Raw genomic sequence first — 23126 nt, 5'->3', positions numbered from 1 at the left:
CCCCTCAGCTGGCCGGCATGACGCGTTTTTCCATCGAACGTTTCCTCCCATCGTCAAGAGATAGCCTTCATGAGTCTGGCCAACCTGCGCTTTCGCACCATCAACATCATCATCTGTGCGCTTTCCGCCTTGGCGGGTCTGGTGTTGCTGGTCGTGTTGGCATTCATTACCCGCAACGTGTCCGACCTGCAGCGTGATTGGCAGGAATATCAGCAGGCGCGCTCTGACAAGCCGCGCCTGGAAGGTCAGCTGACCAAGGCCCTGGGCTATGGCGGCATGGTGCATGACTTCAAGAATCTCGTGCTGCGTCAGGACCTCGAGCTGATCGGCGAGGTGCAGAACGAGATCGGTGCCGCTCGCAGCGCTCTGAGCCGTTACCAGAACCTTGGATTGACCCAAGGGGAGGAAAATGCGGTAGCGGGTCTGCGTGCCACTATCAATCGCTATGAGTTGATGGTGCCCAGAATACGCACGATGATCGAGCAAGGGCGTTCGAGTGCCGATATCGACAAGGTGGTTCAGATCGATGATTTCCAGGCCGTCTCGGGGCTGGATACCCTGCGGCGTATCTCCATCGCGGAACTGCGTGACAATGACAATCCGCTCGAGAACGGCATGGGCAAGGCTCGCCTGGTGGCCAACCTGCGCCGGGATCTCGGCTATGGCGAGATGATCCACCACTTCAAGAATTACGTGCTGCGCAGTGACGCCATCTACGGTCAGCAGGCGGCGCAGGATATCGAATCGCTGCGCGCCACCCTGGCGGCATATCGTGCGCTGGGCATGAACACCGCCGAGCAACGTGCCATCCGCGATATCGCCGATGTCATCCAGTCCTACAGTGACCGCTTGAATAAGGTCAACCAGCTGCATGACGAACAGGCGGATCTTTCACCGAGTGAGATCGATCAGCGGGTCAAGGTCAATGATGCGCCGGCGCTTGACGCACTGGCGGTGCTGGATCACGAAAGCCGCATGCGGATCGGGGCCACCTCTGCCGCGGTCGGCAAGACGCTCAAGCTGCTGGCCACGGTAGCCCCGGTGGTCAATGGCCTCGCGCTGGCGATGATCGTGGTACTGATCGGCATCTCCATGTGGCTGTTCGGGCGTTATGTGCTGGTGCCGATACGTCGTCTGACCCAGACCATGAATACCCTGGCCAATGACGATGTCAGCGTGGTGATCGACAGCACCCAGCACACCAATGAAGTGGGCCAGATGGCGCGGGCGCTGCAGAAGTTCAAGTACAACATCATCGAGAGCAACAACTACAAGAAGCGCATCACGCAACTGGCGATGCATGACTCTCTGACGGGACTGCCCAATCGACAGCATTTCTATGAGCGTGTCGAGCATTGGCTCGAAAGCGTCAATGACGAGGGCGGTCAGATGGCATGTCTGATGCTGGACATCGACAAGTTCAAGCCCATCAATGACACCCATGGCCATGCTGCAGGAGATGTGGCGCTCAAGGTGATCGCGGAGCGGCTCAATCAGGTGGTGCGCAAGGGCGATTTCGTCGCGCGTCTGGGAGGCGATGAGTTCGTGGTGCTGGTCCACAATGCCGATATCCAGGCGAACCTGGGTCGCCACGGCGAACTCGCCCAGCTGGCCCAGCGCATCATTGACAGTCTGGGCAAGCCATTCCTGTATGAAGAACACAAGCTGGAAGTGGGCTGCAGCATCGGGATTGCCATCGCCCCTCAGCATGGCAGTGGGCGTGAACAGCTATCCCACAATGCGGATATGGCGCTCTATGCCGCCAAGAATGAGGGCCGCAATTGCGCGGTGCAATTCAGCCGCCATGATGAGCTTGGCCAGATTGTCGCTATTGCCAGCAAGAAGCGTGAGGGGCACAAACAGCAGTGACGGAAGCTCAGGGGTTCTAGCCCTGGGGTTCTAGCACTATAGAGTTCAAGCACCAGAGCAGAAGCCGCCTCAGTGGCAATGGAAATGGCAGCGGCAGTGGCAGTGACAGCGACAGCAAGGCCTGATGCCGCATGAGCAAGCAAATAGACGGCGCCCCGAGGGGCGCCGTCTTGCGTCTAAGGGATCCAAACCACCAGCGGGCGGTGGGCGAGGGCGAGGGCGAGTGTTGCCCGGTACTGGTACTGGCCCCAGCCCCCGCCCGGGCCTGCACGCTTACCGGTACGGGGCTTGGGATAATTCTACGTTATCCATACGCTTTACGAGAATAATTTATGGTTTGCGACATCCATAACGGTTTGTTATGGTTTATAGCGAATTCGCCAACTGCGAAATATTTTATGAAAACCATGACAATGACTTCCACGATTCAGGGCCTGGCCCACCACACCCACGATGCCGTGATCAACCGCGCCAGCGCGCCGTTGTTCATTCGTCAGCCGACTACCGATGATGGTTGGGGCATCTATGAGCTGGTCAAGGCCTGCCCGCCGCTGGACCTCAATTCAGGGTATTCGTACGTTTTGCTGGCCACGCAGTTCCGTGACAGCTGCGCCATCGCGACAGATGAGGAAGGTGAGGTCGTCGGCTTCGTTTCCGGTTACACCCGCAACGACGCCCCTCAGACCTTCTTCCTGTGGCAGATCGCCGTCGGTGAGAAGGCGCGTGGGACTGGCCTGGCACGCCGCTTGATCGAAGCCGTGATGAAGCGTCCCGAAATGGCGCACGTGCGTCATCTCGAGACCACCATCACGCCGGACAACGAGGCGTCCTGGGCATTGTTCACTCGTCTCGCCGAGCGCTGGCAGGTGCCGCTGCACTCACGTGAGTACTTCTCCTCAGACCAGCTGGGTGGCGAGCACCTTGCCGAAAACCTGGTGCGCATCGGCCCGTTCCTGCCGAGCGATATCTGAGTGCCCGACGCGCTCAAGGCGCTTGTTCAGCCAAAGCCCATATGCAGCACGGGCGAATAGCAAGTTGCATGAAGTCTCGGACGGGACGCCGTCATGATTCTTGTGTCGGTCGTCGAGAAGAATCACGCCCCGTCCGGCAGATGTTCACGACAGGAAGGTTGTGACATCTCCTGCTGACCCCATGTGTGAGTGAGGTAGGGTCAGTGTCATTCGTTGGATCGTCTTTACATTCTGGTATGGCCACTTCAGTACGCGGCCATCCATCACCAGGGAGGTGACAGCATGAATACGCAGATTCTCGAACAGATGGAATCCGAGGTACGCACCTATTCGCGTTCTTTCCCGACCGTTTTCACCAAGGCGCAGAATGCCCACCTGTTCACCGAGGACGGCAAGCGCTACATCGATTTCCTCGCCGGTGCCGGTGTGCTCAACTACGGGCATAATCATCCGGTACTCAAGAAGGCACTGGTCGATTACATCAGCAATGATGGCATCATCCACGGCCTGGATATGTGGACTTCCGCCAAGCGCGATTTCCTTGAAGCGCTGGAGGAAGTGATCCTCAAGCCGCGTGGTCTGGACTACAAGGTCCACTTCCCGGGGCCGACCGGCACCAACGCGGTGGAAGCTGCCATTCGTCTGGCGCGCAAGGTCTCCGGCCGCCACAACATCGTGTCGTTCACCAACGGCTTCCATGGTGTGACCATGGGTGCGCTGGCCACCACCGGTAACGCCAAGTTCCGTGATGCGGCAGGCCTGCCGGCGCAGGGTGCGCAATTCGTGCCTTACGATGGCTACATGGGTGAGGGTATCGACACCGTTGCCTACCTCGACAAGCTGCTCAAGGATTCCTCCAGCGGTCTGGATCGCCCGGCAGCAGTGCTGGTCGAGACCGTGCAGGGTGAGGGCGGGATCAACCCGGCCTCCATCGAATGGCTCCAGCGTCTGGATGCCTTGTGCAAGGAGCACAAGATCCTGCTGATCGTCGATGATATACAGGCGGGTTGTGGCCGTACCGGCAAGTTCTTCAGCTTCGAGCACGCCAACATCGTGCCGGACATCGTCTGCAATTCGAAGTCGCTGTCTGCCTCCGGTGTGCCGTTCGCGATGGTGATGATGCGTCCCGAGCTGGACCAGTGGAAGCCGAGCCAGTACAACGGCACCTTCCGTGGCCACGCCCTGGCCTTTGTGACCGGCGCCGCCGCGCTACGCCACTTCTGGAGCGATGACAAGTTCGAGCGCGATATACAGCGCAAGGGCCGTATCGTCGAAGACCGCTTCCAGAAGATTGCCGCCAAGGCCCGTGAGAACGGCTTCGAAGCGCACGAGAAGGGCCGTGGCCTGATGCGCGGTATCGATGTCCGTGACGGTGAGCTGGCCGATGCCATCACCTCACGCTGCTTCGAGCAGGGCTTGATCATCGAGACCAGTGGTCACTCCGGTCAGGTCGTCAAGTGCCTGTGCCCGCTGACCATCCGCGACGAAGACCTGCTGGAAGCCCTCGATATCATCGAGGAAAACGCTGCCGCTGTGCTGTCCAAGTAACGCTGTCTTCCCGCGGGGTGCCCGGTCATCGGCGCCCCGCGGGTCGTTGGTGAGCCTCTGGCTTGCCATTTCCACCGATTGCCCATCCAGGTCACCCCTTCGTTACGGTAATCGCCATCTGTCAGCTGTCGATGTCAGGCAGCCTAGTGAGGAAAACACATGATCGTTCGCAATCTCGAAGAAGCCCGCAGCACCGATCGTCTGGTCAAGGCCGAGAATGGCAACTGGGATAGCACGCGCCTGCTGCTCGATGAAGATGGTGGCAAGTGTTCGTTCCACATCACCCGCATCTTTGAAGGCACCGAGACCCACATCCATTACAAGCATCACTATGAAGTGGTGTATTGCATGGAAGGTGAGGGTGAAGTCGAAACACTGGCTGATGGCAAGATCTGGCCGATCAAGCCGGGCGACATCTATATCCTCAACGAGCACGATGATCACCTGCTGCGTGCGACCAAGACCATGCACCTGGCCTGCGTGTTCACCCCGGGCCTGACCGGCAAGGAAGTCCATCGTGAAGATGGCTCCTATGCACCTGCCGAAGCCTGAGATCCTGTCTCGACGTGAGTAAGGCGCGAAGCGTCTGACCTCATAAAGACAAGCGTCATCCAGAAAGCCCCGTAGCCTTGCTGCGGGGCTTTCTGCGTCGTGGTGGTGAGAAACCGCTCCGTGAGGTTGCCGCGCAGCAGAACGTGTAGGGGTTTCCACGCTCAATTATCGTTAATGGTGCGCAGCTTGCCGGCTCTGCCAGTCAACAGTCGAGACGAGTATGCTCAAGTACGAACATGCGGTTATATCTCCTGGAAATTCCAACGAGGCAGTAGGCCATGGCAGATTCCACCCCAAAGACGACCCTCGCGCCGGGTGGCCGGCCCGGCTTCAGGCCGGCGGCACCTCATCCGCGCGAAGAAGAGCGTCTCAATAGCCTGCATTCTCTGCATGTCTTGGATAGTGACCATGAAAAGCGCTATGACGATCTGACGCGCCTGGTCGCTGATATCTTTGATGTGCCCATCTGCCTTGTGTCGCTGGTGGATGAAGACCGCCAGTGGTTCAAGGCCCATTGCGGGCTGGATGCACGGCAGACGGGCAGGGATCTCGCCTTCTGCGCCCACGCGCTGCATGAAGAGCGCGTTCTGGTCATCAATGATGCGCGCCAGGATGAACGCTTCTTTGATAACGCCCTGGTGACGGGGCCACCGCATGTCTGCTTCTACGCGGGTGCCGTGCTGCGTGACAGCAGCGGCCTGCCGCTGGGGACTCTGTGCCTGATCGACCACAAGCCCCGTCAACTGGATACGGCCCAGCTGGAGCGGCTGGAGCGCTGTGCACTGCTGGTCGAGAACGAGCTCATCCAGCGTGATGCGCTGCTGGCAGAGCGCGCACGCGCCACCCTGCAAGCCAATATCGACCCGATCACCGGCTACAGTCTGCGTCGCCGCTACCTGCAGAGAATGACGGCCTGGCTGCAGGAGCGCGCCAGTCAGGGGGCGCTGCAGGTCATTCTGGTCAAGCTGCAGAATGCCGAAAGGCTGCGCAAGCAGCAGGGCGTCGACTTCTACGAAGGCGTGCTGCAATCCCTGTCCCACCAGCTCAATGAAAACTTCGATGACGATGGCCTGCTCAAGGGGCGCGTCAGTCACGACACCCTGATGATCCTGTTGCCGCGTGACCAGGCATTGCACGGCATGCGCTGGCATCGCTTCGTGGAGCAACCCTGGCTGCTGCATCTCTCCGCCAACAGCCGGCCTGATCTGTTGATCGGAGCGGGCACCTTCGTAAGCGATAGCATGTCAGCGGCGGAACTGGTCGAGGTTCTAGAAGAGGAGCTTGTCTGTGCCAGTGAATGGGCACCGAAAGAGAAGGGCGTGCAGTTCGCGGATCTCACGGACAACCTCAACCTGCGCCTCGAGATGAACAACCGCTTTGCCCAGGCACTACGTGACAATGAACTGCGCATCCATCTGCAGCCCATCGTCACTGCGGATCGTCAAAGCCTTAGCGGGCAGGAAGTGCTTCTGCGCTGGCAGGACAAGAATCGCTGGATCACGCCCCATCAGATGTTGCGTATCGCCAGACACGCCGGATTGGATGAGGAGCTCGATATCTGGGTGCTACGCAGAGGCTGCGCCTTGCTGAGTCATTGGCTGGCGACAAGGAAGAGCAACGACACCTGGCTGCCACTGTCGCTGAACATCACGGCGTCGCGCCTTATCGAAAGCGAGTATATGGATGCCCTGCGCCGTGTCCTGCGCCTCTACAGGCTAAAGGGAGATTGCCTGCGCCTCGATGTCAGCGGGATCGAGAGTTTCGTCGCGACGCCTGAGCCATTGATCATGGCGATGAAGTCGCTGGCCAATGACGGCATCAGCTTCTGTGTCGATCGCTTCGGCCCTGAGCATGACAGCCTGCGTCTGCTGAGCATGCTGCCCATCACCAGCGTGAAACTGCATCCGCGCTGGATCAGTATGTTGCAGACCGATCCGCGTCAGGCGCGCCTGTTGAAAGCCTGGACAGCGGCCTTGCATGCGCTGGAGATCTCCGCCGTGGCGGTCGGCATCGAACACGCACGCCAGCGCCAGACCATGATGGATCTGGGCTTTGACCAGTTGCAGGGCTACGCCTTCGGAGAGCCCATGGCGCCAGAAGAGGATTACGGCAAGTGGCTGTCCAAGGTGGAGTCATCGCTCGAGCAACATGCGGGTGACTCCGCCGCCTCATGAGGGTATGGGCTGTCAGGCGCTGGAACTGACAAAGGCTGGCGCTATCAAGGGGTGAAGTCCCCTGGCAAGGCTTGAAGCCATCAGGGTCTCACATGAGTGCCGCGCACGAGCGTCATTTCGGCTCAGCTGCCGGTGCATCACAGGGACAGCGCTGAAATGCCAGGGTGATATTGGCGGCTTCGAGGCCCAGTTTGCGCATCGAGGTCCGGTTCAGGATGCGACCATCCGGTTGCAGGTACATCCAGTCATCCATGCTGAACTCCCAGGTACTGTCGTCGATCGGCACCTGGAGCACATAGTTCATCCGCAAGGCGTTACCGCGGGTCGTCGCCGTCGCTTCGCCCGTCACATCTGCCGCTCGCCCAGTCCATTGGCGATCACCCGCCGGGGTAAAGGTCCAGCGGCGATGTTGTGTCTCGCCATCGGCGTAGACGAAGTCTTCCTCCAGAATCAGCTGGTCGCCTTGCATGCTGCCGATGACATCGACCACGAACCGCCGCGTCACCTCGCCACGGTAATTCTGCACCATGCCCCAGCCACGCGTGTGGCCCAGGAAGTAGTCATCAATGCGAAGCTCAGGGCCGCTGTCCGCGTAATCCTCTATCTGAGGGCCGCTACAGGCTGACAGTCCCGCTGCCATGATCAACACGGCTGTGCGGCCGCTGATGCGCTTAAGGCGTCGAAAGCCGCTATGCAGGAATCCAGCGTTAGCTGACCGGCAGGACGAGAAGAAGGGCATCGCTGACTCCGCTTCGCGCCGACCCGTGAGTCATCACGGCGCGTGGCAAGGTTGAGTGACAAGGTGCGCGGTGTGGATCACACGCAGTACGATTTATTCTACAATACTTGTGCGTAAATTCTACCAAGGATAAGTTTGTTCGCGCTCTTGGGCAAGCGGGCTGTTTGACATCTGGATCGTGAACCTGGCCGTTGCTGTGCAAGGTGACAGGTTTCACTCGCTGGGTCTGGCCCGACGGACTCGACCTGATGGATCTTGCTTGATGAACCTTGCCTGATAAACCAAAGCAGCTGGCCATGCGGGCGCTCAGGATCACATACAAAGCCTGTAGGTTATGGTTCGTATAATATATATTATGTTAAATACGATGTTTCGTGACGGCGCTCAAGCCATGTCCGTCGATGCTATGTGCATGGATTCTGCGTGCCTGGATGCTTGGGCCTCGATCGCCAGGCACCAGACCTCCTGACCTGGCTGGGATAGATCCTGGCTGGCTTGGCGTCAATGCCAGCCCCTGAGTCAGCAAGCGGATATCATTGAATTTGCTGATGTCATCTCTTTTGGCATGCCTTGTCAGTTTGGCGACAGTCTGACTCGCCGTGTCGGCGTGCTCTCGACCGAGATCGTATGGCTCCCATGCTGTTGACCCGTCGCTGCTGATCCAGTGACATCCTGAACAATGCGCAAACAGTGAGGTCTGGCTGTGCAAACTGCCGCAGAGGCTGCTTCTGCCTGGAGGGTGAATTCGATCAAGGTTTTCGTCACCTGGAGGCGACGCAAGCCAAGCTGGCGTGATACCTCCAGTCAGCTGACGGCGGCCATAGGCCACGCCTGGTGGCAGCTTGTATGCTCTGTCCTCGACTGGCGACAGAAAGTGATCGCTACGTTGGTGAATCGCAGGAAATGGCTCGGCGTCAGGTGTTGAAACATGGACAGTCACCATTCGGGCTACGTATGATCGCCCCAAGTAACGCTTAGGTGCTAGAACGCCCAAGCTATACAAGGGAATACCCGGGCATCGTCGTGTCAGTGTGCTAACTGACTGACGATGGACAAGAATTATGTCTGCCGTTCACACAGGTTGTAGAGCGGCAGCAAGGCTGAACAGGAACCTTCTCCCCTATGCTGATCCGCAAGCTGCTATTGCCTGTTACCTTGACCAGTGTCGTCGTCATGGCCGGCTGCGTCCCGGCACAACCGCAACCGCAGAAACCGGTATTGACGCCAGATGCCTTCTCGCAGCGCATCGACGCCCTGCAGGAACAGCTGGCAGGCCAATGCAACGTCCAACAGCAGCAACTTGCCGACCAGCAGGCGTTGAGCCGCTCTCTACGTCGTGACGTGCGAGAAGTCGGCAGTCAGCTACGCCAGATCCATGCCGAGATGGAACGGCCCGCACAGCCACAGGCCGTGGAAGCCTGCAAGGCCGTGACCGACAACCCCATCCTCGACAAGACCCTGCTTGGGCGTGTCGAGTGGGTCGGCTTCCCGACCATCAGCAGCTACTTCAAGGCACGTATCGACACCGGGGCCAACACCTCGTCGCTGTCGGCGCGTGATATCACCGAATTCGAGCGCGACGGCGCCAAGTGGGTCAAGTTCAAGCTCGCGCTGCGGGATGACGGCAAGTATTTCGTGTCAGGCGATCGTGACAAGTGGGTCGAAGCCCAGGTCAGCCGCACGGTGACCATCATCCAGGCCTCCGGTCGCGAAGAGCGTCCCGTCGTCAGCCTGCTGATGACGCTGGGTGACATCAAGCAGAAGGTCGAGTTCACCCTCAATGATCGTCGTGATCTCACCTATCCGGTATTGCTGGGCCGTCGCTTCATGATGGACATCGCTGCGGTGGACGTCAGCCGTACCTTCATCAATGCACGTCCGGAATACCCGGGCAGTGCACCCAGTAACGAAGCGGCCAAGGACGAGGACCCGAACGAAGGCAACCGCGACTGAGTGGCAAGCGCCCTCCTGTCTCCTCTGCCCGGCTTCGCTGCCTGACATGGCTCGGTGCTCCGCCGAGCCATCATGACTGCTCCAGACATTTCAAGGACTCCCATGTCGCGTTTTGCTTTCTATCTCCTGGTCGGCCTGTTGATGCTGATCGGTGTGGGCCTGACCGCCTATCGCCATATTTCGTTTGATGTGCCCTGGGTGCCCGGTGCACAACAGAAAGTGTGGGATATCGAAGCTCAGGTGGCCTTCACGGCCACTGGCGGTCCGGTCAAGGCGTCGTTGGCGCTGCCGGAAAACCAGAAAGGCTACAGCGTTCTGACCGAGAACACGGCCTCCTCGGGCTTCGGGCTGTCCTATCTGGATGACCTGCCGGGCCGTCGTGCCGAATGGTCGATCCGTGAAGCGGCAGGCTCGCAACTGCTGTATTACACCGTGACCATGCTGGAGTCCGACAACGCGACCCCTGCGGCCATCAAGCGCCTTCCGGCCCCTCAGGAAGTCTCCTGGGAGCGTCCCTACGATACCGCCGCGGCTCAGGTCATCGATCAGGCTCGTGAGCGCAGTGCCGATTCGTTCACCTTCGCACGCGAGTTGATCAAGCAGTTCGACAATCAGCGTCAAGGCGAGAATGCGCGCCTGCTGCTGACCCAGTTCGAGCGGCCCGAGCTGATGCTGCGCCTGCTCAATGAGGCCGGTGTCAGTGCGCGTCTGGTCAGCGGTCTGAGCCTGGAAGACGGTCGTCGTCGCCAGACTGTCTCGTCCTGGTTGCAGGTCTTCGCCGAAACGCCGCAGGGCAACGAGGCGGTGGATGTCGATGCCGCCGATGGCGAAGAGATCAACACCGACTGGGTGCTGATCAACCCGGAAACCGGCAAGCAAGGTGAGCCGGACAACCTGCTGCTGTGGGAAGGTCGTGGCGCGCCGATGCTGGAAGTCGAAGGTGGCGTGAATTCCCGTGTCAGCTTCTCGATGATCCGTCACAACGAGCCGGCGGCCGTCGCGGTGCGCAACAAGCTGGCCAATGACGAGCTGCTCAACTTCTCGATCCACTCCCTGCCGCTGGAAGAGCAGGCGCTGTTCAAGACCATCCTGCTGATCCCGATCGGCGCGCTGGTCGTGGTGCTGCTGCGTGTACTGGTCGGTCTCAAGACCTCCGGTACCTTCATGCCGGTATTGATCGCCCTCGCCTTCATCCAGACAAGTCTGGTGACCGGCTTGATCGGCTTCCTGCTGATCGTCGCGACGGGCCTGGTGATCCGCAGTTACCTGTCGCGGCTCAATCTGCTGCTGGTGGCGAGGGTCTCGGTGGTGATCATCACGGTGATCGCGATCATTTCCATCTTCTCGGTACTCGCCTACCGCTTCGGCCTGAACGCCGGCCTGACCATCACCTTCTTCCCGATGATCATCCTGTCGTGGACCGTCGAGCGCATGTCGATCCTGTGGGAAGAGGAAGGTCCCAAGGAAGTGCTCAAGCAAGGTGGTGGTAGCCTTCTGACCGCCGTGCTGGCCTATCTGGCGATGAACAATCCGTGGGTGCGTCACCTGACCTTCAACTTCCTCGGTCTGCAATTGGTGCTGATGGCCTTCATCCTGCTGCTCGGCAACTACACCGGCTATCGTCTGCTGGAATTGCGCCGCTTCAAGCCGCTGACGGAGGATTGAGATGCTCTCGTCATGGCTGAATCGCTGGTCGCGCAACTGGACCACGCCGGGCGCCTTGCGCGCCCGGGGGGTTGTCGGCATGAATCGCCGCAACATCGGGTATATCTCGAAATACAATGACCGCCGTCTCTACCCGCTGGTCGATGACAAGCTGCAGACCAAGCTGTTGTGTCAGAAATATGGCCTGGCCTCGCCGGAGATGATCGGCAAGGTCGCCAGTCAGTTCGAGGTCGAGCGTGTCGTCGACATGGTGCGCGATCACGCTGGTTTCGTGATCAAGCCGGCCAAGGGCTCAGGCGGCAAGGGGATTCTCGTCATCGAGCACCATGATGGCGAAGAGTATGTGAAGCCCAGCGGCGCGCGTATCACGCGTGCCGACATGGAGCGCCACGTTTCCAACATCCTGTCAGGGCTTTATTCGCTGGGCGGCTCACCGGATGTGGCGCTGGTCGAAGGCTTGATCTCCTTCGATCAAGCCTTCGCCGAGTTCACCTATGAAGGGGTGCCGGACATTCGCGTCATCGTCTTCAAGGGCTATCCCGTGATGGCGATGATGCGCCTGTCGACAGCGGCTTCGGATGGCAAGGCCAACCTCCACCAGGGGGCGGTCGGTGTCGGGCTGGATATCGGCAGTGGCTGGGCGGTACGCGGCGTGCAGTACGATCGTCCGCAGTTCGCGCACCCCGATACCGGGCACGATATCTTCTCGCTCAAGGTGCCGCAGTGGGACACCCTGCTCGAGCTGGCTGCCGGCTGTTACGAGATGACGGGGCTGGGGTATCTGGGCACGGACATGGTGCTGGATCGTCGCCATGGCCCGATGCTTCTGGAGCTCAACGCCCGCCCGGGGCTGGCCATCCAGATGGCCAATGGCGAGGGCCTGCGCAAGCGGCTCGAGCTTATCGAGCGTCAGCCCGATGGTGTGCCGGTTGCCGAGCGTGTCGCCTTTGCGCGCAAGCACTTCTCGCGCAGCAAGGAAGATGTCGCCAATGTCGGCATGGCGCCCATCGCTGACTGATATCGGTCCTGAAGGTCTGCTGAATGAATGATCAGGCAGTATGACCACCCGCAAACAAGAACACCCCGCCTTGGCGGGGTGTTCTTGTTTGCGGACTCACCTGGCCTCAGCTCAGCCGGGGTCCATGCTCAACATCAGGCGACTACCCTTGGGCACCACCGGTGAGCGATGGATCAGCCCTCGTCCTTCGTTGCCCGGCCAGCACTCTCCCTTGAGCAACGCCAGGCTACCCGGGCGCAGCTCATGTATCTCGCCGGGGGCCAGGCAAATGTCCTGATGACCAGGTTGGCCGTGGCCCAGCGCCAATCTGTCGGCAGCATGTTCCGGCAGCCACTGGGTGCCCGGGCCATCATAGGTCGTCACCAATCTGACCGGGATGCGGTCGACATGAAAGCGCGGGCACATGGCGCTTTGGGTCATCTCCAGCCGTATACCGATATCCTTGACCTCGAAGAGCTCGCCCATGGCCTCACCCAGCACACAGATATCCTCTATCAGCGCAGCCCCGGCATCCGGTGCGGGAAGGTAACGCTCCAGCGCCTCACGCAGGTCATTGATAGGCCCGCGCCAGCGCATGCGCAGCGGGTAGGCACCCGAGGACTGAGCCTTGACCGCCATTTTCAATGCCGCATCGATGCGGCGCTGCATCACGGCAAGGCTGATGTCGGGTTCGAAGATCGCCCCCAGGTCCTGTGCTTCGTGCCCGATATGCCAATGGGTCGCGGGCCTTGGCGCTGATGTGTGAGCCGAAGGTGACGGACTGGCTGCCAGGCGTGGCTCGGGCCGTGTGGAAAGGGGGGGGGGCAGCGCCTCGAACTGGGCCATGAAATCCTCCTGTCAGGGATGGTCGCGGGTCTACCACCGCGACCAAGAAAGCAATAATTGTTATGTTATATCATATTGATCGCTTGTCCACGATTTCATGTCGGCCCCCACCGTGCGTTGCCTTTGAGTGACTCACGCAGCCCCGATGCCTTTGCCGGTGGCCCGTCATGGCCCATTTGCCCTAGAATAAGCATCTGGTCATTCAGGCTGCGCGCTGACGGACTTGCCCTCATCGCGCTTGACGCCTTTTGACATCCGGGATTCACGACACTCAGGATTCTTCATGCCAGAGCCACTTTCGCTGATCGACCAGGCTGAACGTCAATGTCTGGCGCGCGGTGTGCGATTTACGCCGATTCGGCGACGTGTACTGGAAATGATCGCGACCAGTCATGGCGCACTCAAGGCGTATGACCTGCTGGATCAGCTCGCCAAGGAACATGGCGCTGCCCGCCCTCCCACGATCTATCGTGCGCTGGACTTCCTGCTCGAACAGGGGCTCGTCCATCGCATCGAATCACTCAATGCCTACCTTGCCTGCCACTGCCCGGAACATCAGCACGGATTTCAGCTGTTGATCTGCCGCGGCTGCGGTCGTGTCGAGGAAATGCATGATGACGATCTCGGCACCCGGCTCGTCGCCAGCGCCGATCGCCATGGTTTCTCGATCGAACGCCAGACCATCGAACTCGAGGGGCGTTGCCAGGATTGCACCTCTCAAGGAGCTGTCATGGCAGAAAACGCTCAGTGAACGGCGCTTGCGAGCGCTTTTGATACGATATAACATTTGCTTCCCACGGAGGACGTCACATGCTGGACATCCGCATCTCACAGGCGCAAGTCGTCAATGAAGGCACCATTTCCACTCAGGATGTGGGCATCAAGGACGGGCGTATTCACGCCATCGGCAGCGACCTGTCTCACCTCGATGCACGTGAAGTGATTGATGCCGCTGGCCGCCATCTGCTGCCGGGCATGATCGATGATCAGGTGCACTTCCGTGAGCCGGGCCTGACCGCCAAGGGCAACATCGCCACCGAGTCTGCTGCTGCCGTGGCCGGGGGGATTACCACCTTCTTCGACATGCCCAACGTCAAGCCAGCGACCTTGGACAGCGATGCTCTGGAGGCCAAGTTCGCCGTGGCGGCCGGTCGTGCCCATGCCAACCATGCCTTCTATCTGGGTGCTAGCAACGACAACCTGGAAGCGATCAAGACGCTGGATCCGAATCAGACCTGCGGCATCAAGATCTTCATGGGCGCCTCTACCGGCAACATGCTGGTCGATGATCCGGAGATTCTCGAAGGCATCTTCAAGCATGCCCCGACGCCCATCGTCACGCATTGCGAAGACACGCCGATGATTCTGGAGAACGAGGCGCGCTGGCGTGAGCGTTTCGGGGAAGATGTGCCCTTCTCCGAACACGGTTTGATCCGCTCGCGCGAAGCCTGCATCAAGAGCTCGCGTCTGGCGATCGATCTGGCGACCCGCAACGGTACCCAGCTGCATGTCCTGCACCTGACCACCGCCGAGGAAATGGCGCTGTTCAAGGCCGGCCCGATGAAGGGCAAGCAGATCACCGCCGAAGTCTGCGCGCATCACCTGTGGTTCAGCGACGCCGATTACGACACCCGTGGCAGCCTGATCAAGTGCAACCCGGCAGTAAAGACCGCCGAAGACCGCGCCGCCCTGCGCGCTGCCGTGATGGATGGCCGTATCGACATCATCGCCACTGACCACGCGCCGCATACCTGGGAAGAGAAGCAGAATCCGTACTTCAAGGCGCCTTCCGGCCTGCCGCTGGTGCAGCATGCCCTGCTGTCACTGCTCGATCAGGTCCAGGACGGCATCTACGACCTGGAAACTCTGGTGCAGAAGACCAGCCACAACGTGGCGGATCGCTTCTCCATCGTCGATCGCGGTTATATCCGTGAAGGGGCCTTCGCTGACCTCGTGCTGGTCGACCTGAATGGCGAGACCAGCGTCACGCGTGACAACGTGCTCTACAAGTGTGGCTGGAGCCCCTTCGATGGCGTGACCTTCAAGGCGCGTATCGATGCGACCTTCGTCAACGGCGTGAAAGCCTATGACGGCAAGACCGTCAACCCGGTGGCCAACGGCCAGCGTCTCTCGTTCAACCGCGGCTGATGGCGGTCATGGCGTGTCGATTCTCGGCACGCCTTGCCCGCATCATGCCGTGATCACTAACAAAGGAAGTGGTGTCATGAGTATGCATGCGGGCTCTCCCCTGGCCTCTCGCCAGGTGTTCTGCGAAAAGCTGCTGTCCCGGGTCCAGCGCACGCTGGGTTCGCGGGCCGCGCGTAGCCTGCCCCTGAGCGTGCTGGGTGCGCTTGCCGTTCTGGCGGCCCCCAACGCGCAAGCCGAAGACAGTGCGCCACTGCATGTCGCCGTCAGCGTGCCACCCGTCGAGTGGATGGTCGATCAGCTGGCCGGGGATCATGTCGCGATCACCACGCTGGTCAAGCCGGGCAACAGCCCGCACACCTATGACCCGACCCCCCGCCAGGTGGCCGAGTTGTCGACGGTTCCCCTCTATCTCGCCATCGGCGTACCCTTCGAGCAGGTCTGGTTGCCGCGTCTCGAGAAGAACAATGCCGAGATGCAGGTGGTGCATCTTGAGGAGGGCCTCAACACACGCCACTTCGGCAGTGGCGAGGCACATGCTCATGGTCATGATGAAGCGCATGGTCATGAGCACAACGCGCATCACGATGATGATCACTCCGACGATCATGCCGATCATGATGAGCATGAAGGTCACGACGAGCACCACCACGATGAGCACGAAGAGCATCATGACGAGCACGCAGGTCATGACGCCCATCATGACGAGGATGAGGGTCTCGGCGAAGCCGATCCTCACCTCTGGCTGGATCCGCAGCGCATGCAGACCGTCGTCGAGCGTGCCGCCGAAGTGCTCGAGGCTCGCCTGCCGCAGCATGCCAGCGAGATCGATGCCAATGAGCAGCGTCTGCTCAAGACCTTGAGTGAACTGGATGAGCAGATCGCTCAGACGCTGGCCCCCTACAAGGGCCGCAACTTCCTGATCTTCCATCCCAGTTTCGGCTACTTCGCGGACCGCTACTCGCTCGAGCAGCATGCCATTGAAGTCAGTGGCCGAGAGCCCACGCCGCGCGAGATGGCCATGCTGATCACGCGTGCCAAGGATGAGAACATCGGCACCATCTTCGTCTCGGGGCAGTTCTCCCAGACGGCGGCCAAGCGGATCGCAAGCTCTCTGGAGGCCGAAGTGGCAGTGCTGGACCCGCTGGCAGAGGACTATCTCGACAACCTGAAGCACGCCACCGAAGCGCTGAAGGCAGGTTTCGAGCTGACTGACAGCCAGTAATTGCCGGCCGGGTATTGCGCATGGCGTCTGATCTTGCACAATGCCTGCCCCATCGAAAAGTCAGACGGGCGCTCATGCGCCCGTCTGCGTTGCAACGAGGTACCTTACGACATGGTCAGCCCCATCTCCGTCGCGCGCCCGCGCACGGACAGCCATCCGGAGGCGTCAGCCACCGGGCGCAGTGTCGGACCGGTCTTTCGCCCGGTGCCGGCAGATGCACCGGATGCCATTGATATTCGCGGTGTGACCTTCCGGTATGGTGAGCAGGTCATTCTCGACGATGTCGACTTCCAGGTCGGCGCGCGCGAGATCGTGGGACTGATCGGGCCCAACGGTGGCGGCAAGAGCACGTTGCTCAAGCTGATACTCGGTCTTCACAAGCCAGCGGCTGGCTGTGTCCGGGTGCTGGGGCGCACGCCTCAGACTGCTGCGCGCCATATCGGCTATGTGCCGCAGTTTGCCAACTTCGTGAAGCGCTTCCCCATCCGCGTGGAAGATGTCGTGCTGATGGGGCGTCAAGGGCGTCGTCGCCAGTGGGGCCCGTGGCCACGCGCTGACCGTGAGGCGATCGGTGCAGTGCTGGAAGAAGTCGGCATCAGTCATCTGCGCCGCCGGCATATCGATGCCCTCTCCGGCGGTCAGCTGCAGCGTGTGCTGATCGCTCGCGCCCTGGCGGCCGAGCCTCAGTTGCTGCTGCTGGATGAGCCCACCGCGAGTGTCGACAGCGACGGCGAGCGCTCGCTGTTCGAGCTGTTCAATCGTCTGGCCAACCGCATGAGCGTGGTGGTGATCAGTCACGATCTCGGCTTCATCAGTGACTACGTCGATCGAGTGGCCTGCCTCAACCGCAAGATGATCGTCCATGACACCGAGACGCTCACCGCCGAATCGATCGAGCGGCTCTATGGCGAACACGTCCAGATGATCCATCACCATCACTGATGTCGCGGCCGGTGACTGCCCGTCTGGCCTGTTTCACTTCCTTCACGTCGCCCGCTCTACGCTCTAGGCTTACACTACATGAATTTCATCACCGCCCTGGGCAGCCAGGATTTTCTCCAGAACGCCCTCTTCGCCGGCCTGCTGGCCAGTCTTGCGGCCGGTCTGGTCGGCCCCTATGTCGTGGTACGCCGCATCGGCTATCTGGCCGGGGGGATCGCCCATACCGTGCTTGCCGGCATGGGGATCGCCTACTTCATGGGCGCAAGCCCTTTGGTCGGCGCCTTCATCAGTGCCATCCTCGCCGCCTTGCTGATCGGCTACATCAGTCTCAAGGGTTTTGATCAGGAAGACACCGTCATCGGTGCGTTGTGGGCCATCGGCATGGCCACCGGCATTCTGTTCATCAGTCAGACCCCGGGTTACAAGGTCGACCTGATGAGCTACCTGTTCGGCAACCTGCTGCTGGTGCCCGCGGATGCCATCGGTACCCTTGCCTGGATGGTGGGAGGTCTGGCGCTGGTGTTGTTGCTGGTACATCGCCCGCTGACTGCGGTGATCTTCGATGAAGAGTTCGCGCGTCTGCGGGGCGTGCCGGTCAAGACGCTCTATCTGCTGCTGCTGGTGATGGTGGCGATCACCGTCGTGTTGCTGCTGCAGGCCGTGGGCTTGATCATGGTGTTGGCCTTGTTGTCCTTGCCTGCCGCGCTTGCCGGCCATCATGCCCGCTCACTGGGCATGATGATCGTGATCGCGAGCCTGGCGGCCATGGCCTTCACTACAGGTGGGCTGGCGCTCTCGTGGCAGTTCGACCTGCCCGCCGGCGCGACCATCGTGCTGGTGGCCGGTGTCGCCTACCTGTTGTCGCTCATCTGGCGCAGTGCCCGTGGCGGGCTGCGTCGCTGATTCGCGGCTTGTGATACTGAATACTGCGTGAGCCTCTGCCGGCGTGACATGACACTGGCAGGGGCTTCGATATGGACTCTGCAAGGAAACACCCTCAATGGCACAGGATGGATTACTGAAGTCGCTGGAGACTGCCGATGTCGGCGAGAAGGTCGCGCTGGATGCGCTGATCGCCGCCTTGCCTTGGAATGGCGACGGCCTGATTCCCGCCGTCGCGCAGCAGCACGACAGTGGTGAGGTATTGATGATGGCGTGGATGAACGCCGAAGCCCTGCGCGAGACGCTCTCCACTGGTCGCGTGTGCTACTTCTCACGCTCGCGCAGCAAGCTGTGGCGCAAGGGCGAGAGTTCGGGCCAACAGCAGAAGCTGATCAGTACGTATCTGGACTGCGATGGTGACACCCTGCTGGTCAAGGTCGATCAGACAGGCCCTGCCTGCCATACCGGTCGCAAGAGCTGCTTCTACTGGCGCCTGGATGCTGAAGGTGCCGAGATTACCGATGCACCGATCATTGATCCGAACACCCTGTATGGCAACGCCTAAGCATCGCCACTCTCTCAGGCGCGGCGTGACGTCGGTCATGACGCGCCTGCTGACCGGCTTGCTGCGCGGCTATCAGCTGGTGCTCAGCCCGCTGCTGGGGCCGCGCTGTCGCTTCTACCCTTCCTGCTCCAGTTATGGACTTGAGGCCATCAAGGTGCATGGGCCCCTCAAGGGGTGCTGGCTCACGGCCAGGCGTCTGTCGCGCTGCCACCCACTGGGTGGGCCGGGTGGCGTGGACCCCGTGCCACCGCGCAAGGATCACGCCTCGTCTGCCAGCTGCTGTGATGCGCATGATAAGGACGACGCGCCCAGGTCTTGATGACGCATGATAGCGTCTTGCATCGTGGACGCTCGTACGCATGTGAAGAAATTATGTGTTATCATTCACATGTGTACGGTGTCAGCTGTGACGCCATCGTCAGTCAGCAGGAGAATGTCATGTCTACCGCAGCCGCCCTCGATCGTGTGTCCCCGACCAGTCCCAGTGCGGGCCGCGTTGCTCTCAAATCCTTCTTCAACATCATGGAGAAGTGGCAGTGCAGCGCGGCGGATCAGCGTGTGCTGCTGGGGGGTATCGGCACCACTACCTACCACAAGTACCGCAAGCTGCCGGAAGTGCGCCTGCCCAACGACACCCTGGAGCGTATCTCCTACGTGATGGGGATCCACAAGGCTCTGCGCATCCTGTTCAGCAATACTCCCGAGATGGCCCATGAATGGGTACGCCGTCCCAATCGTGCGGCGCCCTTCAATGGCCAGAGTGCGCTGGACTACATGCTGGCCGGCCAGGTGGTCTCGCTGGCCGACACTCGCCGTTATCTCGACGGAGTGCGTGGATGAGCGAATGGACGAGCGAAGGCGAGCCTGTCGATGACTCCGCTCTGCCCGCGCTGACGCTGCCGAACTGGCAGAGCGCCTGGCGCGTGATTTCCAGCGCCTTCCCGCCCATTTCGGTATTCGAGGACATTCTCGAGCCTGATGAGCTGGAGATGGCGTTTGCCATCGAGGCGTTGACCAATGATCGCCTGCGTGAAGAGGCCGGTGAGCTGAGTCGTGTCGCGCCGCAAGACCGCATCAGTGGGCCGGGTTCCACGCCGGTGATGGCGGCCTTCACGCACATCGGGCGTGCCTCGCGCTTCACCGATGGCAGTTTCGGGGTCTATTACTGCGCCAGTACGCTGGATACCGCGATCAGCGAGACCCGCTTCCACATGGCGCGCTTTCTGGCCGATACCGCGCAGCCCAGCCAGGAAATGACCATGCGCAGCTACGTCAATCGCGTGACGCAGCCACTGCATGACATTCGCGAGGGCCATGACGCCCTCTGTCAGCCAGATATGGCCAGCTACCCTGCCGGCCAGGCCTTTGCCGCCAGGTTGCGAGAGGCTGGCAGCTTTGGCCTGCTCTATCCGAGTGTGCGCCACGCCCAGGTGGATGCAGGCGCCGAGTGCGCCGCCATTCTGCGTCCGCCGGCGGTCAGTATCCCCATTCAGGGGCCGCACCTGCGTTATGTCTGGGATGGGCAGCATCAGGCGATGACGCATGTGCTGGAGGTGCGCGAGCATCGCTGAGGGTGTGAAAACGCCCTGCTGAACGACCTGAGAAAGCCCTGAGAAATTCTTGAAAAAAACCAAAAAAAGACGCCCGCCATTCCAGTCTCGAGATTTCGAGCGGAATGGCGGGCGTCTTGCGTTGCTCGGGTCGGCCCAGACCTGAATCATCAGGCCTGAAGCCTCAGAGCGAAAACGCCAGGCCTCAGGCGTTGGCGTGAAGCTCGGCTACGCCGTAGATACGCTTGAGCATCGCATGCAAGCCGTTGGAGCGCGTCGGCGACAGGTGCTTGTCGAGGCCGAGCTCATTGAGGAAGGTCGGCTGTGTAGCGACGATTTCCTGCGGCGTTCGGTCGTTGTAGATGCGCAGCACCACGGCGATCAGGCCAGCCACGATGGCGGCGTCCGAGGTCGCCTGGAAATGCAGGCGCTGCTCGCTGCCTTCGCCACGCACTTCGGGATGGATCCAGACGTTGGACTGGCAGCCATCGATCTTGGTCTCAGGGCCTTTGAGTGCCTCCGGGTATTCCGGCAGCGCCTTGCCCATGTCGATGATGTACTGATAGCGGTCCATCCAGTTGTCGAAGAAGCTGAATTCCTCGACCAGTTCCGCCTGCGCTTGTTGCGCGTCGCTCATGCTGACTCCCGATGATGTCACTGCAAAGTGTCTGAAGATACGCTGTCGCCATGATAACGCCTGACTCGGGCGGACGCACGGTGCCTTCGGGCCTGAGCGCCCAGGACAACGCTCATGGGTCGTGTTCTGACGCCTCAGGCGGATAGCCTGGCGTCGCCAGCGAATGCCTGGCCATCTGTTGCTGCCACTCGCTGTCCTCGGCGTGCAGGTAGCGCGATGTCGTATCCAGTCGCGAGTGTCTGGCGGAGCGTGACAGAAAGCGCAGCTCTACCCCGGCCTGTGCCTGATGGGTGATCGCGGTGTGGCGCAGCCAGTGAGGGCTTGCCTGATCGAGGGTGCGTGCCATCAGCTCGCTGGCATCGCCGGGGCGCTGGATGCGCTGGCGCATGTCATGGGCAGCTTGGGCAAAAGTCTGCTTGATCAAGCGGTAGAGCTGGTTGTCGCCGAGCGGTGTCGTGCCATCCAGGCGCGCCAGCAGCGGCAGCGACTCATCGGCGGGCAGTGCCTGCGGCAGATCATTGAGCCCGCGCAGGCGTCGCCAGCGAACCAGCGCCTCGAGCATCGGCGGCGGCAATGGAATCTCGGCCAGCTTGGCGCCCTTGCCTATCACGCGCCACCACCACTGGCCTTCTCGCTTGACGATATCCCCCATCCTTGCGGCGGCCATTTCCGCAATGCGGGGCGCCATCAGATAGGCGAACGCGAACAGAAAGCGCTGGCGCTCGGCCACGAAGCGCTCGCGGGACACCTCGTCTTCAGGTGAAGCACCGACCGGTGTCAGCTCCTCGCAATGCGCTTCGATACGCCTCCACAACCAGTCCCATAACGGGCGCTCAAGATAGCGTTCGATGCGCAGCGTGCGGTTGTCCATGCGGCGCTTGTCGCGCATCAGACGGAACGGATTGCGTGACAGGTAGCCGGCCTCGATCAGCCATGCATACATGCCCTGCAGGATCACTAGGCTCTGACGGCGGCTGGCGGGGGCTAGCGGGCCGCGAAAGGGTCGCCACTGCGGATGCTTGCGGGCGCGCACGCTGCCGATCCAGACCTCTGCAGGCTGAGGGTCGGCCAGAAACGCCTCGAAGTGCTCGAGTCGTTCGCGATCCAGGCTGGCCAGGGCGGATTCTCTACCCTGCTCCCCCTCGGCCTTTAGCCATAGCAGCAGGCGCTCCGCCTCCTTGCGATAGGCACGCAGCGTCTGAGCGCTGTGGCGATATTCGTTGAGCCAGGCGGCCACGGCCTCGACATCCGTGTGGGCGCGAATCAGTGCGCGATCATCAGCGGCCGTCAGCTGGGCATGCTGCTGCACTCTGGATAGCTCGCCCTCCAAGTGACCGACCAGCGCCGTGATGCTGTCATGCCTGCTTTCTTCCACCGATCAACTCCCGTTGCTGCTCTTGGCTGTAGATCGCCCGTCTGGCGCGTCATATCAGGCGTGCGCCGCGCTTTGGCGCCCCTGTCATTCACTTGTCTGCCCTTTCCTGCTCTACCTATCCCTGTTCTGACCAGGCTTGCCCTGACCTCGAGGCTGATTGTGACGATATGACCATGATAATTCAAGATAAGGCGCGTAATCATGAATTTGTAGAGCTTGATGTATCGTAAATTACGTATTACGTAATATGTAATTATCTTTATCTTGTGAGAAAACATCGCTAAGATGGGCACCAGACTGGCGGCAGGCCGATGGCACAATAAGGTGAGCGACATCACGGCAATGCTCTCGTCAGATGGCGTGGCCCATCAGCTGTCAGCACGTGCTTGCAGAGTGCACGTTTGAGAGTGGTAGTTGGTCGCGCTTCGTGGCGTAATGGCGGCCAGGCAGCAAAGACTTGCGACGAATCAATGACAGACTATGTATCAATG

At 60.6% G+C, this 23126-nt stretch carries 21 protein-coding genes; 17 read left to right on the top strand and 4 right to left on the bottom strand.

Features of this window, described 5'->3' with window-relative positions; genetic code table 11:
• Positions 1 to 69 precede the first annotated feature (69 nt).
• The 5 genes from CDPAHKCJ_RS00830 to CDPAHKCJ_RS00810 all read left to right on the top strand — a co-directional run bounded on the left by CDPAHKCJ_RS00830 (position 70) and on the right by CDPAHKCJ_RS00810 (position 7114).
• Positions 70 to 1869 (top strand): sensor domain-containing diguanylate cyclase, encoded by a 1800-nt coding sequence (locus CDPAHKCJ_RS00830; RefSeq protein WP_166017998.1) that lies wholly within the window; start codon positions 70 to 72, stop codon positions 1867 to 1869.
• Positions 1870 to 2276: 407 nt separating this feature from the next.
• Positions 2277 to 2840, top strand: coding sequence for a diaminobutyrate acetyltransferase (gene ectA / locus CDPAHKCJ_RS00825; RefSeq protein ID WP_233593255.1), 564 nt, complete (start codon positions 2277 to 2279; stop codon positions 2838 to 2840).
• A 282-nt stretch (positions 2841 to 3122) separates the two neighbouring features.
• On the top strand, positions 3123 to 4388 hold the full coding sequence (gene ectB / locus CDPAHKCJ_RS00820; protein ID WP_043334231.1) for a diaminobutyrate--2-oxoglutarate transaminase: 1266 nt from the start codon (positions 3123 to 3125) through the stop codon (positions 4386 to 4388).
• A gap of 159 nt (positions 4389 to 4547) precedes the next feature.
• Positions 4548 to 4940, top strand: a complete 393-nt coding sequence (locus CDPAHKCJ_RS00815; RefSeq protein ID WP_043334232.1) for an ectoine synthase — start codon at positions 4548 to 4550, stop codon at positions 4938 to 4940.
• A 278-nt stretch (positions 4941 to 5218) separates the two neighbouring features.
• Positions 5219 to 7114, top strand: coding sequence for a sensor domain-containing phosphodiesterase (locus CDPAHKCJ_RS00810; RefSeq protein ID WP_166017996.1), 1896 nt, complete (start codon positions 5219 to 5221; stop codon positions 7112 to 7114).
• A 112-nt stretch (positions 7115 to 7226) separates the two neighbouring features.
• Here CDPAHKCJ_RS00810 and CDPAHKCJ_RS00805 read toward each other — a convergent pair whose 3' ends face one another.
• Entirely contained in the window at positions 7227 to 7754 is a 528-nt protein-coding gene (locus CDPAHKCJ_RS00805) for a DUF3833 domain-containing protein (protein ID WP_166017994.1), read from the bottom strand.
• Between the two features lie 1221 nt (positions 7755 to 8975).
• On the opposite strand from CDPAHKCJ_RS00805, the gene CDPAHKCJ_RS00800 reads away from it, so the two are divergent.
• The 3 genes from CDPAHKCJ_RS00800 (at position 8976) to CDPAHKCJ_RS00790 (ending at position 12489) form a co-directional block, all read left to right on the top strand.
• Positions 8976 to 9806, top strand: a complete 831-nt coding sequence (locus tag CDPAHKCJ_RS00800; protein ID WP_166017992.1) for an ATP-dependent zinc protease — start codon at positions 8976 to 8978, stop codon at positions 9804 to 9806.
• A 102-nt stretch (positions 9807 to 9908) separates the two neighbouring features.
• Entirely contained in the window at positions 9909 to 11471 is a 1563-nt protein-coding gene (locus CDPAHKCJ_RS00795) for an inactive transglutaminase family protein (RefSeq protein ID WP_166017990.1), read from the top strand.
• Between the two features lies 1 nt (position 11472).
• Entirely contained in the window at positions 11473 to 12489 is a 1017-nt protein-coding gene (locus tag CDPAHKCJ_RS00790) for an alpha-L-glutamate ligase-like protein (protein ID WP_043334235.1), read from the top strand.
• Between the two features lie 111 nt (positions 12490 to 12600).
• Here the strand turns inward: CDPAHKCJ_RS00790 and CDPAHKCJ_RS00785 are convergent, their stop codons facing one another.
• Positions 12601 to 13314 (bottom strand): DUF1826 domain-containing protein, encoded by a 714-nt coding sequence (locus CDPAHKCJ_RS00785; protein ID WP_166017988.1) that lies wholly within the window; start codon positions 13312 to 13314, stop codon positions 12601 to 12603.
• Positions 13315 to 13597: 283 nt separating this feature from the next.
• Between CDPAHKCJ_RS00785 and CDPAHKCJ_RS00780 the strand changes: the two genes are divergently transcribed.
• The 9 genes from CDPAHKCJ_RS00780 (at position 13598) to CDPAHKCJ_RS00740 (ending at position 20644) form a co-directional block, all read left to right on the top strand.
• The gene (locus tag CDPAHKCJ_RS00780) at positions 13598 to 14065 is read left to right on the top strand and encodes a transcriptional repressor (RefSeq protein ID WP_166017986.1); all 468 of its coding nucleotides are present in this window, start codon (positions 13598 to 13600) and stop codon (positions 14063 to 14065) included.
• Between the two features lie 59 nt (positions 14066 to 14124).
• Complete coding sequence (locus CDPAHKCJ_RS00775) at positions 14125 to 15462, top strand: dihydroorotase (protein ID WP_166017984.1); 1338 nt, start codon at positions 14125 to 14127, stop codon at positions 15460 to 15462.
• 76 nt (positions 15463 to 15538) lie between these two features.
• Entirely contained in the window at positions 15539 to 16684 is a 1146-nt protein-coding gene (locus CDPAHKCJ_RS00770) for a zinc ABC transporter substrate-binding protein (protein ID WP_166017982.1), read from the top strand.
• A 111-nt stretch (positions 16685 to 16795) separates the two neighbouring features.
• Complete coding sequence (locus CDPAHKCJ_RS00765) at positions 16796 to 17626, top strand: metal ABC transporter ATP-binding protein (protein ID WP_166017980.1); 831 nt, start codon at positions 16796 to 16798, stop codon at positions 17624 to 17626.
• 78 nt (positions 17627 to 17704) lie between these two features.
• On the top strand, positions 17705 to 18529 hold the full coding sequence (locus tag CDPAHKCJ_RS00760) for a metal ABC transporter permease (protein ID WP_043334239.1): 825 nt from the start codon (positions 17705 to 17707) through the stop codon (positions 18527 to 18529).
• Between the two features lie 97 nt (positions 18530 to 18626).
• Complete coding sequence (gene hisI, locus CDPAHKCJ_RS00755; RefSeq protein ID WP_166017978.1) at positions 18627 to 19073, top strand: phosphoribosyl-AMP cyclohydrolase; 447 nt, start codon at positions 18627 to 18629, stop codon at positions 19071 to 19073.
• 37 nt (positions 19074 to 19110) lie between these two features.
• Positions 19111 to 19392, top strand: a complete 282-nt coding sequence (yidD, locus tag CDPAHKCJ_RS00750) for a membrane protein insertion efficiency factor YidD (protein ID WP_205700749.1) — start codon at positions 19111 to 19113, stop codon at positions 19390 to 19392.
• A 119-nt stretch (positions 19393 to 19511) separates the two neighbouring features.
• Positions 19512 to 19913: an MbcA/ParS/Xre antitoxin family protein gene (locus CDPAHKCJ_RS00745; protein ID WP_052384668.1), complete on the top strand. Its 402-nt coding sequence runs from the start codon at positions 19512 to 19514 to the stop codon at positions 19911 to 19913.
• A complete protein-coding gene (locus CDPAHKCJ_RS00740) occupies positions 19910 to 20644 on the top strand; it encodes an RES family NAD+ phosphorylase (RefSeq protein ID WP_205700748.1) in 735 nt (244 codons plus the stop codon). The genes CDPAHKCJ_RS00745 and CDPAHKCJ_RS00740 overlap by 4 nt, the downstream gene beginning before the upstream one ends.
• A gap of 184 nt (positions 20645 to 20828) precedes the next feature.
• Here CDPAHKCJ_RS00740 and CDPAHKCJ_RS00735 read toward each other — a convergent pair whose 3' ends face one another.
• Both CDPAHKCJ_RS00735 and CDPAHKCJ_RS00730 read right to left on the bottom strand, forming a co-directional pair.
• Positions 20829 to 21260 carry a SufE family protein gene (locus CDPAHKCJ_RS00735; protein WP_054556665.1) on the bottom strand — a complete coding sequence of 144 codons (432 nt, stop codon included), beginning with the start codon at positions 21258 to 21260 and terminating at the stop codon, positions 20829 to 20831.
• A gap of 112 nt (positions 21261 to 21372) precedes the next feature.
• Positions 21373 to 22635: a site-specific integrase gene (locus CDPAHKCJ_RS00730; protein WP_346773882.1), complete on the bottom strand. Its 1263-nt coding sequence runs from the start codon at positions 22633 to 22635 to the stop codon at positions 21373 to 21375.
• Between the last annotated feature and the right edge of the window lie 491 nt (positions 22636 to 23126).

The organism is Cobetia sp. MB87, from assembly GCF_011319755.1.
Lineage (GTDB): Bacteria > Pseudomonadota > Gammaproteobacteria > Pseudomonadales > Halomonadaceae > Cobetia.
This window is presented reverse-complemented; position numbering and strand designations above follow the sequence as displayed.